This is a genomic window from Actinocatenispora rupis (genome assembly GCF_016861975.1).
GTDB classification, from domain to species: domain Bacteria; phylum Actinomycetota; class Actinomycetes; order Mycobacteriales; family Micromonosporaceae; genus Actinocatenispora; species Actinocatenispora rupis.
This window is the reverse complement of sequence record NZ_BOMB01000012.1, coordinates 20,370-33,227: the sequence shown is the minus strand read 5'-3', so window position 1 is coordinate 33,227 and position 12,858 is coordinate 20,370. Positions and strand designations below refer to the sequence as shown.

Below are 12,858 nucleotides of genomic sequence, written 5' to 3'. Positions count from 1 at the left end.
ACAGTGCGGGGTCCGGCTCACGCCAGGGTCGCGTCCGCGAACACCAGCGGGGACCACTCGGGCGCGGCGTGCCGGCCGTGCCGCGGATCCACGCCGACGAGCGGGATCCCCGCCACCGTACGGGTCTGGTGCCGGGCGTGCCGGTCGATGGCCAGGCCGGGCACGTCGGCGTCCCAGCGGGCGGCCTGGCTGTGCCCGTACACCTGCGCGAACGGCGGCGGCGCACCGCGCTCGGCGTACCGGTCCAGCCAGGAGGGGTGCAGTTCGCTGGCGGCGTCGGCCCACACGGGTCCGGCCCAGCGGTCGGGACTGCCGGTGAGCTTGGCGCCGGGCCGCCAGAGGCGTTCGTCGAAACGCAGCGCGTCGATCGCCTCGGCCGCCTCCCGCGCCGTGCCCGGCCGCCCCAACACGTCCCGCCGGTACTCCGCGGTCAGCCCGCCGTGGCAGGCCAGCCAGCCGAGCCCGGACGCGTCGGTGAACGCCACCGCCGCCCGCATCGTCCCGGTACGCCACCAGCGGACCAGCGTCGCCGCCGAGTCCGGGTCGAGCGTCTCCGGCCAGCGGAACACCGCCCGGTGCACGTACCGCTGCTCGTGGTTGCCGACGAGCTGCACCCACTGCGCGGGCTGCCGGGTCAGTACGCCGTCGACCAGGCGGAGCACGCCCGCGCTGTCCGGGCCGCGGTCGATCAGGTCGCCGACCTGCACCACCACCAGGTCCGGCGGGAGTACGGGACCGTCGTCGCCGTCGGCGGCGCCGAGTGCGCGCAGCGCCGACGCCAGCTCGTCCCGGTGCCCGCCGACGTCGCCGACGACCGCGATCCTCGTCATGGCCGGCAGGGTACGCGGCTCGGCTCAGGCGAGGCCGGCGACGAGCAGGCCGCACCACAACGCGACCGCGCCGAGTACCAGGCAGGCGGGGACGGTCAGCAGGCCCAGCCGCAGGAACTCGCCGCCCCGCGGCCGGATGTCGTGCGCGTGCACCACCCGCCGCCACAGCAGCGTCGCCAACGACCCCGCGTACGTGAGGTTCGGGCCGATGTTGACGCCGAGCAGCACCGCCAGCACCAGACCCGGCCGGTCCGCCACCGCCGGTACCAGGGCGAGCGTGGCCGGCAGGTTGTTGAGCAGGTTCGCCAGTACGGCGGCGAGGACGGCGACGGCGAGCAGCGCGGCCAGCCCCGTACCGTCCGGCAGGACCGCGTTCACCAGCGTCGACAGCCCGTTGTCGCGCACCGCAAGCACCACCACGCCCAGCGCGAACACGAACACCAGGAACGACGGATGCGCCGCCCGCGCCAGCTCCCGGGCCAGCCCCGGGCGCCGGGTGCGGCGTACCGCGAGGACCGCCGCACCCGCCGCCGCCACCCAGCCCGGCGCGATCCCGAACGGCTCCGCCACCCCGAACCCGACCAGCGTCGCCGCCAGCACCGTCAGCGCGAACACCGGCGGCCGCGGCACCTCCGCCTCGTACGGCACCGCAGGGGTCGCCAGGTCCGCGGCGAAGAACCGCCGGAACACCACGTACTCCACGGCCACCACCACCAGCCACGGCAACGCCATCAGCCCCGCGAACGCCCCGAACGACAGCCCCGTCGCCGAGAACGCCAGCAGGTTCGTCAGGTTCGACACCGGCAGCAGCAGCGATGCCGAGTTCGCCAGATGCGTGCACGCGTACGCGTACGGCCGCGCCCGTACCTTCGCCAGCGCCGCCGTGTGGAACACCACCGGCGTCAGGAGTACGACCGTGGCGTCCAGGCTGAGGACCGCCGTGACCACCGCGGCCACCCCGAACACCACCGCCAGCAGCCGGCGCGGCGAGCCCCGGCCCGCCGCACCCGCCAGCGCCCCCGCGTACGCGAAGACGCCCTCGTCGGCGCACAGCCGGGCCAGCACCAGCACCGCCGCGAGGAACCCGACGGTCGGCGCGAGGAAGGCGATCTCGTGCCAGGCGTCCCGCAACGGGACGAGCCCGATCAGTACGACCAGCGCCGCGGCCGGCACCGCGGCGACGGCCTCGGGCAGCCGGCGCGGCCTGGCGATCGCGAACGCCAGCACGGCCAGCAGTACGGCCACCGCGACCACCGTCCGCATGCCGGCAGGCTACGCGAGGTCGACCGGTTCCAGCCCCGTCCCGTGGCACGCCTCGCACTGCCGGGATCTTGGGCCTACTATTCGGCCTGCCCACGTGTGATGGTGGTCATGTGAACCGGTTCGGTACGCCGGGGTCGCGAGTCGTCGGGCGGTGCGCCCCACCCGCCGCGACGGACACCCCGACCGCCGCGCCGGCACCCCGGAAGAGGAGGCGGTCCCCGTGACCGGACCAGACCCGGGCGGCGCGCACGACGCCGCCGGGAACGACACCGAGGGAGGGCGGCCCCGCCGCACCGACCGCAGCCCCTGGAACTGGCTGCTCGTCATCCCCGTCGTCGTCCCGCTGCTCACCCCGCTCTACAACTACGCCAAGCCGACATTCATCGGCATACCGCTGTTCTACTGGCTCCAGATGCTGTTCATCGTGCTCGGCGTCGGCGCGACCACCCTCGTCTACCAGGTCGCGAAGAGGAGGCGCTGAGCCATGACGACCAGCCAGACCGTCGAACTGACGATCTTCATCGTGCTGTTCCTCGCGGTGTCCGCGATCGGCTTCGTCGCCGCCCGCTGGCGCCGGCCCACCGACATGCTGCACCTCGACGAGTGGGGCCTCGGCGGCCGCAGCTTCGGCACCTGGATCACCTGGTTCCTCGTCGGCGGCGACCTCTACACCGCGTACACGTTCGTCGCCGTGCCCGCGCTCGTGTTCGCCTCCGGCGCCCTCGGCTTCTACGCCGTGCCGTACACGGTCGTGGTGTATCCGTTGGTGTTCCTGGTCCTGATCCGGCTCTGGTCGGTGTCGCACCGGCACGGGTTCGTCACCCCCGCCGACTTCGTCCGCGCCCGGTTCGGCTCACCGACCCTCGCGCTGCTCGTCGCGATCACCGGCATCGTCGCGACCATGCCGTACATCGCGCTCCAGCTCGTCGGCATCCAGGCCGTCCTCAAGACCATGGGCCTCGGCTCGCACTGGCCGCTGATCATCGCCTTCCTGATCCTCGCCGCGTACACCTACCAGTCCGGCCTGCGGGCGCCCGCGCTCATCGCGTTCGTCAAGGACCTGCTGATCTACGCCGTCATCCTCGTCACCGTCATCTACATCCCGTACAAGCTCGGCGGGTTCGGCCACATCTTCGACAGCGCAACCGCGCACTTCGACAAGCTCAACGCGGCCGCCGCCAAGGCCGGGAAGCCGCCCGTCGGCTCCACCATCCTCGGCCCCGCCAACCAGCTCAACTACGCCACGCTCGCGTTCGGCTCCGCGCTCGCCCTGTTCCTCTACCCGCACAGCGTCACCGGCGTACTCGCCTCCAAGGGCCGCAACGTGGTCAAGCGCAACATGTCCGCCCTGCCCGCGTACTCGTTCCTGCTCGGGCTCATCGCGCTGCTCGGCTTCATGGCCATCGCCGCCGGCACCACCCCCATCGGCACCGACGGCAACACCATCGTGCCGCGGCTGTTCGACCAGGAGTTCCCGAGCTGGTTCGCCGGCATCGCGTTCGCCGCCATCGGCATCGGCGCCCTCGTACCGGCCGCCATCATGTCCATCGCCGCCGCCAACCTGTTCACCCGCAACATCTTCAAGGAGTACCTGAAGCGGGACGCCACCCCGCGGCAGGAGGCGTGGACCTCGAAGATCGTCTCGCTCGTCGTGAAGTTCGGTGCGCTGCTGTTCATCATCTTCCTGAACCCGCAGTTCTCCATCGACCTCCAGCTCATCGGCGGCGTGATCATCCTCCAGACCCTGCCGTCGGTCGCCCTCGGCCTGCTCACCCGCTGGTTCCACCGGTGGGCGCTCGTCGCCGGCTGGATCGCCGGCATGGCCGCCGGCATGTGGATGCTCTACACCATCCCCAACCCGAAGACGCAGCACCTGCACTTCGGCGGCTCCGCGTTCGCGCTGTCCAAGCTCGGCTTCGACACCACGTGGACGATCTACACCGGGTTCGTCGCCGTCGTCGTCAACCTCGTCGTCGCGGTCCTCTTCACCCTGCTGTTCAAGGCGCTGAAGGCACCCGACGGTACGGACGCCACGGCCAAGGACGACTACACCGCCGACGAGAACGACCCCCGGGTCACCGCCACCCCGCACCTCGTCGAAGGCTGACCGGTACGGGCCGGGCCGGCTGTGGGCCGGCCCGGCCCCTCGCGCCGTACTGCCCCGGCACGGGGCCACCGGTGATCTTCCGACCCGGCCCCCGACGTACGATGGGGGCACGGCGGACGAGCCGGCCAGGCGGTCGCGTCGCCGGGGGAAACCCCGGCGCCGAGGAACGTCCGGGCTCCACAGGGCAGGGTGGTTGCTAACGGCAACCCGGGGTGACCCGCGGGACAGTGCCACAGAAAACAGACCGCCCGACCGCTCCGGCGGCCGGGTAAGGGTGAAACGGTGGTGTAAGAGACCACCAGCGCCCCGGGTGACCGGGGCGGCTCGGTAAACCCCACCCGGAGCAAGGTCGAGAAGGACGGTCTCCGGACCGTCCGCGCAGGCGTTCGAGGGCGGCCCGCCCGATGCCTGCGGGTAGACCGCTAGAGCCCGTCGGCGACGGCGGGCGTAGATGGATGGCCGCCGGCCGGGGCAGTGCCGCAAGGCGCCCCGGCCACAGAACCCGGCGTACCGGCCGACTCGTCCGCCGCCCATTGCGTGGTCAAGCCCCTGACCGCCATGAACATTGAGCATCGCTGGTCTGAGCGGGCACTGACGGGCGTCGTTTGACGGCCCAACCACCGCCCAGACGGCCCCGCGACGGCCCAGCCTCGCCCCATCGAACAGTCCCCGGTGGAACACCCGCCGGGGCGTCACTGGTGTCGACCCGTCGGTGTGCCAGCCGTAGACCGTGACTGCGAACTGGCGACCTCGTTCGGCGGCGCTTGTCAGCGCGGAAAGCTAAGCCTTCACGGCCTGGATGCGCTGTGTCCATTCGAGGAGACGGACCACGTGGTACCGGCCGACGGTGCCTACGGTCGGAGCTGGATCCTCGTACTCCAGTACCGCGTGATGGCTGTCGAACTCCACCACGTACTCACGGTTGCTGGGGAAGACGTGAGTGACGGTCGCCGTCACGGTCGAGCCGACCGGGTACCTGGCGCTGACAGCTGCCCAGTCTGGCCCCGACAGCCGGAAGCGGGTGTTCCGCCGTGTGCGCATGCTGGCGTCCAGAGGGTAGAGGCGGACCTGTCCAGGGCGGTGCTGTAGCACCTCGAACAGTCCTTCCTGGCCGATCTCCGGCCACGGCCGCGGTTCCTCCGGCAGGTTCAGCACGTCGACGAACCCCGTCGGGCGAGCGCCCAGGTCCACGAAGAGGCCCGTGATCCCGTCTCCCCACGGTTTGGCGACGATGCGTCCCCGTACTCGTTCGCCGGTCGGGAACCGGAGGCGGGCTGCTGCCAACTCGTCGAGGTCTGGCACGCTGCAACCTTTGTCCACGTGGCCCCGGTCGTCAACCGCCCGGCGCGGCGCTGTTCCTCGCCCTCGATGGCTTTGGCAGCAAGGAGAGGACGCCGCACGCCAACGCGGGCGGGCGCGTCGGTAGCCCGTGGTACCGAGCGGGGGAGACCGGCCTGAGGTGATCCCGGGTGGGCGGTGGGGTGGTCAGTCGAGGGTGACGCCGAGTTCGGCGGCGAGTACGGCGAACGCGGTCGGGTCGGCGAAGACGTGGCCGGAGTCGCCGTCGGCGTCCAGTACGCAGGTGAACACCCGGGGATCGGTGTCGGCGCGGGGCGTGAGCGAGTCGGCGATCTCGAAGACCATGAGCGTGTCGAGGTAGCGGCGGCTGTCGCCGTGTTCGACGTGCCAGTCGAGTACGTCGCCGTCGACGAGCATCCGGATGCGTTCGCCGGCGTTGCCCTCGTACAGCTCGATGTCGGTGATGGTGACGGCGCCGCCCGTGCACGCGGCGAACGAGTCGAAGAGGCTCCGGTAGCCGTCGAGCAGGTCGCCGCCCGACTTGGCGTCGACGCGGACGGCGACGCCCAGCTCCGCCAGCAGGTCGACGAGCGCCGCGGCGGGGTCGTCGTCGTAGTACGACAGGGGTTCGCGCAGGTCGTCGGCGTCGAGCGCGGTCAACGCCCCGGGCGCGACGATGCCCAGTTCCACGGCCCGCTCCGCCACCTGGCCGACGGTCTCCAACTGTCCTCCCGGTCCCGACGTACGACCGGCCGCCCCGCGTACGCCGGTCGGCAGGTACTGGCCCGGCAGCGTAGCCGGCGCGCGCACCCGAGACGCCGCAACGGATTCTGCGCAGGGGTCGGCCGGGTGGCCGATTGACGCCGTACCGCGCGGGCCGCGAGGATGGCGCCGGTGCGCCGATCGGTGCCCACCCGGGTGACCGGACACCACCCGCCTCGTGCGAGCGTCACCTGGGGAGCGCTCGCCCACCCCCCGCGAGAGGGCTGATGAGAAGCACGATCCGGTGGGTACCGCGCGCGGTACTCGCACTTTCGGCGGCGACGATCGCCGTCGGCGCACCGGCGGCGGCCCTGGCCGCCCCGCCCGGTGACAACGGCACGGTGAAGATCCACGCGGTCGGTACTCCGGTCGACGACCGGCGGAACGAGCCGCACGTCTGCGTGTTCTACCTGGACGCGTTCGGGTTCGACGCCGGGCAGTCGGTGACGTGGGAGATCGACCAGCACCCGCCGACGGGACGTACGGAGGTCGGCAGCGGCACGATCACGCTGCCCGACGGTTCCGGGCGTACCAAGGACATGCGGTTGCCGGACGGCCACTACAAGCTGTTCTGGACCTTCGCCGGTGAGCACGGCAAGGCGAAGCAGAAGGTGTTCTGGGTGGACTGCGCGGAGAGTTCCGCGTCGCCCAGCCCGAGCACGTCGCCCAGTACGGGGCCGAGTTCGGGCCCGAGCGGCTCGCCTAGTACGGCGCCCAGCGACAGCACGGCGCCGAGCAGCAGCCCGACCGGTGGTGCGGGTGGCGGTGTGCCCACGCCGTCGCCCAGCCAGGCCGGCAGCGAACTGCCGGTGACCGGCGCCCCGCTCGGCATCCTCGCCGGTGCGGCCGCCACGCTCATCGCGGTCGGCATCCTGCTGCGTACCCGCATCACGCGGTTGTTCCGCCGGTGATCCGTCGGCGCGCCACCCGCCCGGGTGGCGCGCCCTCGGCGGTCAACCGAGCCGGCCGGCGGCGTGCAGCTCGTCGAAGATGATCTGGTCCACCGGCGACACCCGGCTCCTGTCCGCGTACGTCAGCCAGACGACCTCGGCGATCTCGCTGCTCGCCCGCAACTTCCCGGTGTACTCCGCCGTGTAGCACGTCATCCGTACGGTGACGCCGTCCGCGTGGCCGTGCGCCTGCGCCTCGTACGTCCCGGCGTGCGCGGCGGTCTCCGGCGCGACGGTCACCGCCAGCTCCTCGGTGATCTCGCGGCACAGCGTCTCGACGTCGCTCTCACCCGGCTCGCGCTTCCCGCCGGGCAGGTAGTAGACGTCCTTGCCGTGCGACCGGGTGCTCAGGATCCGCCCGTCCTCCACCCGGATCCACGCGACCTTGTCGATGACCTTCACCGTGTCCTCCCTTGCGCCCGCGTCACCGTACCGAGCCGGCCCCGTCGTACCGGCGGGGGTGGTGTTCTGGCGGTTGTCGCCTACCGTGCCCGGCGTCAGGCCCCGCAGTGGATCGGGCTCAACCGCGCCGTACTGGCGTCCGGCGTGCTGGACCGTACCGCCCTGCTCGACGGCTACCCGCACAACTACCTGTCGGTCGTGGGGGACCGGGATCCGCACGTGGCGTGGGCGCTGATGGCGGCCGAGTACCTGCAGCGGTTCGGGTGGCGGCTCGTCACCATGCTGAGCGTCGAGCACCTGCGGGAGGTGCACGCCGTGCTGTACCGGGAGTCGCCGCGGCCGGCCGGCGGTTGGCCGCTCCCGCCGGGCCAGCCGGCACCGCCGCCCGCCGCCGGTCCGCCGCCGAACGCCGCGCCGCCGACCGATCCCGTGGCGGACACGCCCGGCTGGAACCCGTGACCGGTTCGTACCGGCGCCGACCGGTGCGGTCCGCCCGACCCCTTTGCGCCGACGGGCGTCCCGCGCGCGGAAGCGTTGCGCCTCAGGGCATCCGCTCGTACGCGGGGAGGGTGAGGAAGTCGACGAAGTCGTCGGCGAGCGCCACCTCGACGAACAGGTCGCGGGCCGCGGCGTACCCGGGCTCGTCGTAGCGGGGGCCGGCCTCGGCGCGGATCTCGGCCAGCGCCTCCTCGACGACCCGCTCGACCAGCTCGCGGGTGACCTTCTCGCCGCCGTCCAGCGTGACGTCGTTGTGCAGCCACTGCCAGATCTGCGACCGCGAGATCTCCGCGGTGGCGGCGTCCTCCATCAGGTTGAAGATGGCGACGGCGCCGGACCCGCCGAGCCACGCCGCCAGGTACCGGAGGGCGACGCTGACCGCGTTGCGCAGCCCGTCGAGCGTCTTCGCGCCGGGCGTGGCGGCGACGTCGAGCAGCTGGGCGCCGGTGACCGTCACCTCGTCCCGGGTACGGGCGAGCTGGTTGGGCCGGTCGCCGAGCACGCCGTCGAACACCTCGCGGCACACCGGTACCAGGTCGGGGTGGGCGACCCACGAGCCGTCGAACCCGTCGCCGGCCTCGCGTTCCTTGTCGGCGCGCACCTTGGCCAGGGCGGTCGCGTTCACCTCTGGGTCGCGGCGGCTCGGGATGAACGCGGCCATCCCGCCGATCGCGTGCGCCCCGCGCTTGTGGCACGTCCGCACCAGCAGCTCCGTGTACGCCCGCATGAACGGCGCGGTCATCGTCACCGCGTTCCGGTCCGGGAGCAGGAAGTCGGCGCCGCGGCTGCGGAACTTCTTGATGATGCTGAACAGGTAGTCCCAGCGGCCGGCGTTGAGGCCCGCGGAGTGCTCGCGCAGCTCGTACAGGATCTCCTCCATGCGGAACGCGGCCGGGATCGTCTCGATGAGCACCGTGGCGCGCACCGTGCCGCGGGGGAACCCGAGCGCGTCCTCGGCGTGCGAGAACACGTCGTTCCAGAGCCGCGCCTCCAGGTGGCTCTCCATCTTCGGCAGGTAGTAGTACGGGCCGCGGCCGTGGTCGAGCTGCCGCCGCGCGCAGCCCACCAGGTACAGGGTGAAGTCGAAGAGGCTGCCGGAGACGCGCTCGCCGTCGACCAGGACGTGCTTCTCGGGCAGGTGCCAGCCGCGCGGCCGGACCACGATGGTCGCCAGGTCGTCACCCAGCTCGTACCGCTTGCCCTCGGGGCTGGTGAAGTCGATGGTGCGGTCGAGCGCGTCGCGCAGGTTGAGCTGGCCCTCGACCATGTTCGGCCACAGCGGCGTGTTCGCGTCCTCGAAGTCGGCGAGCCACACCTTCGCGCCCGAGTTGAGCGCGTTGACGGTCATCTTGCGGTCGGTGGGGCCGGTGATCTCGACCCGCCGGTCGACGAGGCCGGGCGCGGGCGGCGCGACGGTCCACTCCCCGGTACGCACGTCGGCGGTGTCGGCGGCGAAGTCGAGCAGTTCGCCCGCGTGCAGCCGGCGTTGCTGGTCGGCGCGGGCGGCGAGCAGTTCGCGCCGGCGCGCGTCGAAGCGGCGGTGCAGGTCGGCCAGCAGGCCCAGCGCCTCCGCGGTGAGCACCTCGTCGTACCGATCGCCGATCGGTCCGGTGACCTCGACCCCGTCGGGCGTCGCCATCGTCGTCATGGCCCGCTCCAATTTCGTGATGTGGAATGTGCTTCCCTGATGTGGAATACTTCCCGCAACATACCCGGGGCGGTGGCCACGGACAACCGGAACGGGCCCAACCCGGCCCACGACAACGGGAACCCGTGCAACGGGAACCCGCGAAACGGGAGTCACGGCAACGGGAACGGCGACGAGCGAAGCGAGGTGGCCCGGATGAGCGCGGAACCGGCGGCCGACCGCACACGGTCCGGTGCGGAGACCGAGCGCGGCGGCGTGCAGTCGGTCGACCGCACGCTGCGGCTGCTCGACGCGCTCGGCGACGCCGACACCCCGCGTACGTTGTCCGACCTCGCCGCCGCCACCGGACTCGCCGCACCCACCGCGCACCGGCTCATCCGCAGCCTCGTGCGCTACGGGTACGTGCGGCAGGAACCGTCCCGGCGGTACACGCTCGGTCCGCGGCTCGTGTTCCTCGGCGAACGCGCCGCGACACTCCTCGGCGGCTGGGCCGAGCCGTACCTCGCGGAACTGCGCGACGCCACCGGTGAGACGACGAACCTCGCACTGCTCGACGGCGACGAGATGGTGTACGTGACGCAGGCGGCCGGCCGGCACCAGATGCGCATGTTCACCGAACCGGGCCGCCGGGTACCGCCGCACGCGACCGCGGTCGGCAAGGCGCTGCTCGCCAACCTGCCCGACGCCGACGTACGGGATCTGTTGTCCCGCACCGGAATGCCCGCGCGTACGGCGGCGACGCTCACCGATCCGGCCGCGATGCTCACCCACCTCGCACAGGTACGGCTGCGCGGGTACGCGGTGGACGACGAGGAGCAGGAAACCGGCGTACGGTGCCTCGCCGTCGCGATTCCGGCCGCACCGCGCGCGATGGCGGTCTCCGTTTCCGGTCCGTCGGGCCGCATCACCGACACCGCGATCGAACGGTTCGTACCGCAGTTGACACGCGTCGCGTCCCGCATGGGCGCGGCGTTGTCCGCGAACCGGGAATGACCGTTCGGCATCGACGCGGGCGAATTCCCTTTCGGCGCAAGGAAATGCACGCGCCAGCCCCGGGACGCCTATCGGCCACAGTGGACCGTGGGAAGAACGAATATCCCGAAGCAGTAGCGCGATGCGGGTGCAGGGTGCACAGTGGACACATGAGTGACAGTGGTGAACCGCCGCGCTACTACTGGTGCCTGCGGCATCAGCGGGTCGAGTCGGACGACTCGAAGTGCCCGGTGCGTTTCCTGCTCGGGCCGTACCCGACACGGGAAGCAGCCACCGACGCTCTGGAGCAGGTCCAGCAACGAAACGACGAGTGGGACGCCGAAGATGCCCGCTGGAGGGGATCGGCGGAGTAGCCGCCGATGGCATCACGGACGCGCCGCGGACACCGGTAACCATGAACGACGCGACGCGTCGGCGCCCGACGACATAACCACAACTTCAGACGGTCACCAGTAGCCGTAAAGGCAACTCGTCACGGACCACGGGCACCGGCGAAACGGATTCGCCGGACACTGCCCGGGGCCCGACAAGGGGGAGACGGGAAACATGGCGACAGCGACGAAGACCACCGGTTCCGCGACCCGTAAGGCCGCGCCCGCACGCAAGACCGCCGCGCGAAAGGCGACACCCGCGCGCAAGACGGCGAAGAAGACCACGACCTCGCGTACGACGACGGCGAAGCGCGCGCCCGCGAAGCGCGCGACGGCGGCACGGAAGACCGCGCCGGCGCGGAAGACCACCGCGAAGAAGGCGCCGGCCCGCAAGACGGCCACCCGCGCCACCGCGGCCCGCAAGACGACCGCGGCCCGCAAGACGACGACCGCGCGGAAGGCCACCACGGCGCGGAAGACGACCGCGAAGAAGGCGCCGGCGCGCAAGACGACGGCAGCCCGCAAGACGACGGCGGCTCGTAAGACGACCACCGCGCGGAAGACGGCACCGGCGCGCAAGACCACCGCGAAGCGGGCACCGGCCAAGAAGGCGACCGCGGTCCGCAGTACCGCCGCGCGCAAGACGACGGCGCGGAAGAGTACGGCGGCGAAGAAGGCGCCGGCACGCAAGACGACCGCGCGCAAGACGACGGCGCGGAAGACCGCCGCCACGAAGGCGACCGGGGCGCGCAAGGCCACCGCGAAGAAGACCGCGGCGAAGCGCACCACCGCGGCGAAGAAGACCGCGGCGAAGCGCACCACTGCGGCGAAGCGCACCACCGCGAAGAAGGCGCCGGCCACGCGCACGGCGGCGAAGAAGGCGCCGGCCCGTAAGACGGCCACGTCGCGTACGACCGCGGCGGCGCGGCCGCGCAAGACGACCGCGCGCAAGACCGCCGCCAAGAAGACGACCGCGCGCAAGACGACGGCCGCACGTAAGACGACGGCCGCGCGTAAGACCGCGGCCAGGAAGACGGCCGCCAAGAAGACCGCGGCACGCGGGACGGCGGCCAAACGCACCACCGCGGCCCGCAAGACGGCCTCCGCGCGGAAGACGGCCACGCGGAAGACGGCGCCGGCGCGGAACACGGCGGCCAAGCGGGCGCCGGCGAAGCGGGCGCCGGCCCGCAAGACGGCCGCACGCAAGACGACCGCGAAGCGGGCGCCGGCCCGCAAGTCGACCGCGGCGCGGAAGACGACGGCCGCGCGGAAGACGACCGCGGCGCGGAAGACGGCGACCGCGCGGAAGTCCGCGGCGAAGAAGACCGCGACCGTACGGAAATCCGCGGCCCGCGCCACGAAACGGGCACCGGCCGGCCGGACCGGTACCGCCAAGCGCGCGCCGGCGCGGAAGGCGGCGACCGGGGCCAGGACGACCGGGGCCAGGACGACCGCGGCGCGTACGCCGGCGCGGAAGGCTGGCGTACGGAAGGCTGCGGGGGCGGCGCGGACGACGGCGTCGCGGCGGCCGGCGGTGAAGCGGGCGGCGGCGCGGCCGGCGGCGAGGCGGACGGTGGCGCGGCGGAGTACGCGGACCACCGCGCGGCGCACGGGCCGTACGGTGGCGAAGAAGTCCGCCACACCGCGCAAGACCGCCACGAAGCGGGCGACGGCGCGTCGTACCGGGGCGTCGCGAACCCGGTGACGGGGCACGGATCCTGGCAGGGTCGCCGCG

The 12,858-nt window shown here is 72.4% G+C and carries 13 protein-coding genes and 1 other RNA gene; 8 read left to right on the top strand and 6 right to left on the bottom strand.

What is annotated here, in order from left to right:
• Positions 1–17 precede the first annotated feature (17 nt).
• Both Aru02nite_RS10515 and Aru02nite_RS10510 read right to left on the bottom strand, forming a co-directional pair.
• Positions 18–830 carry a metallophosphoesterase gene (locus Aru02nite_RS10515; protein WP_203657163.1) on the bottom strand — a complete coding sequence of 271 codons (813 nt, stop codon included), beginning with the start codon at positions 828–830 and terminating at the stop codon, positions 18–20.
• A 24-nt stretch (positions 831–854) separates the two neighbouring features.
• A complete protein-coding gene (locus Aru02nite_RS10510; protein ID WP_203657162.1) occupies positions 855–2,093 on the bottom strand; it encodes an SLC13 family permease in 1,239 nt (412 codons plus the stop codon).
• 220 nt (positions 2,094–2,313) lie between these two features.
• Here Aru02nite_RS10510 and Aru02nite_RS37440 point away from each other — a divergent pair, with 220 nt between their 5' ends.
• The 3 genes from Aru02nite_RS37440 (at position 2,314) to rnpB (ending at position 4,726) form a co-directional block, all read left to right on the top strand.
• On the top strand, positions 2,314–2,574 hold the full coding sequence (locus tag Aru02nite_RS37440) for a DUF3311 domain-containing protein (protein ID WP_203657161.1): 261 nt from the start codon (positions 2,314–2,316) through the stop codon (positions 2,572–2,574).
• A gap of 3 nt (positions 2,575–2,577) precedes the next feature.
• Complete coding sequence (gene mctP / locus Aru02nite_RS10500; protein WP_203657160.1) at positions 2,578–4,200, top strand: monocarboxylate uptake permease MctP; 1,623 nt, start codon at positions 2,578–2,580, stop codon at positions 4,198–4,200.
• A 117-nt stretch (positions 4,201–4,317) separates the two neighbouring features.
• An RNA gene (gene rnpB / locus Aru02nite_RS10495) (RNase P RNA component class A) lies at positions 4,318–4,726 on the top strand.
• A 254-nt stretch (positions 4,727–4,980) separates the two neighbouring features.
• Here rnpB and Aru02nite_RS10490 read toward each other — a convergent pair.
• Together Aru02nite_RS10490 and Aru02nite_RS10485 are read right to left on the bottom strand one after the other, a co-directional pair.
• Entirely contained in the window at positions 4,981–5,502 is a 522-nt protein-coding gene (locus Aru02nite_RS10490; RefSeq protein ID WP_203657159.1) for a hypothetical protein, read from the bottom strand.
• A gap of 183 nt (positions 5,503–5,685) precedes the next feature.
• A complete protein-coding gene (locus Aru02nite_RS10485) occupies positions 5,686–6,222 on the bottom strand; it encodes a hypothetical protein (RefSeq protein WP_203657157.1) in 537 nt (178 codons plus the stop codon).
• Positions 6,223–6,488: 266 nt separating this feature from the next.
• Here Aru02nite_RS10485 and Aru02nite_RS10480 point away from each other — a divergent pair, with 266 nt between their 5' ends.
• On the top strand, positions 6,489–7,172 hold the full coding sequence (locus Aru02nite_RS10480; RefSeq protein ID WP_203657155.1) for a hypothetical protein: 684 nt from the start codon (positions 6,489–6,491) through the stop codon (positions 7,170–7,172).
• Positions 7,173–7,214: 42 nt separating this feature from the next.
• On the opposite strand, the gene Aru02nite_RS10475 is transcribed toward Aru02nite_RS10480, so the two are convergent.
• The gene (locus Aru02nite_RS10475) at positions 7,215–7,613 is read right to left on the bottom strand and encodes an NUDIX hydrolase (RefSeq protein ID WP_203657153.1); all 399 of its coding nucleotides are present in this window, start codon (positions 7,611–7,613) and stop codon (positions 7,215–7,217) included.
• Between the two features lie 144 nt (positions 7,614–7,757).
• On the opposite strand from Aru02nite_RS10475, the gene Aru02nite_RS10470 reads away from it, so the two are divergent.
• Positions 7,758–8,072: a hypothetical protein gene (locus Aru02nite_RS10470; protein ID WP_203657151.1), complete on the top strand. Its 315-nt coding sequence runs from the start codon at positions 7,758–7,760 to the stop codon at positions 8,070–8,072.
• An 82-nt stretch (positions 8,073–8,154) separates the two neighbouring features.
• Here the strand turns inward: Aru02nite_RS10470 and aceB are convergent, their stop codons facing one another.
• Entirely contained in the window at positions 8,155–9,750 is a 1,596-nt protein-coding gene (aceB, locus tag Aru02nite_RS10465) for a malate synthase A (RefSeq protein WP_203657547.1), read from the bottom strand.
• 204 nt (positions 9,751–9,954) lie between these two features.
• Between aceB and Aru02nite_RS10460 the strand changes: the two genes are divergently transcribed.
• From Aru02nite_RS10460 to Aru02nite_RS10450, 3 genes are all read left to right on the top strand, one after another.
• Entirely contained in the window at positions 9,955–10,752 is a 798-nt protein-coding gene (locus Aru02nite_RS10460; protein ID WP_203657149.1) for an IclR family transcriptional regulator, read from the top strand.
• 149 nt (positions 10,753–10,901) lie between these two features.
• A complete protein-coding gene (locus Aru02nite_RS10455; RefSeq protein ID WP_203657144.1) occupies positions 10,902–11,105 on the top strand; it encodes a hypothetical protein in 204 nt (67 codons plus the stop codon).
• A 193-nt stretch (positions 11,106–11,298) separates the two neighbouring features.
• Complete coding sequence (locus Aru02nite_RS10450) at positions 11,299–12,828, top strand: histone H1-like repetitive region-containing protein (RefSeq protein ID WP_203657143.1); 1,530 nt, start codon at positions 11,299–11,301, stop codon at positions 12,826–12,828.
• The last annotated feature ends 30 nt before the right edge of the window (positions 12,829–12,858 follow it).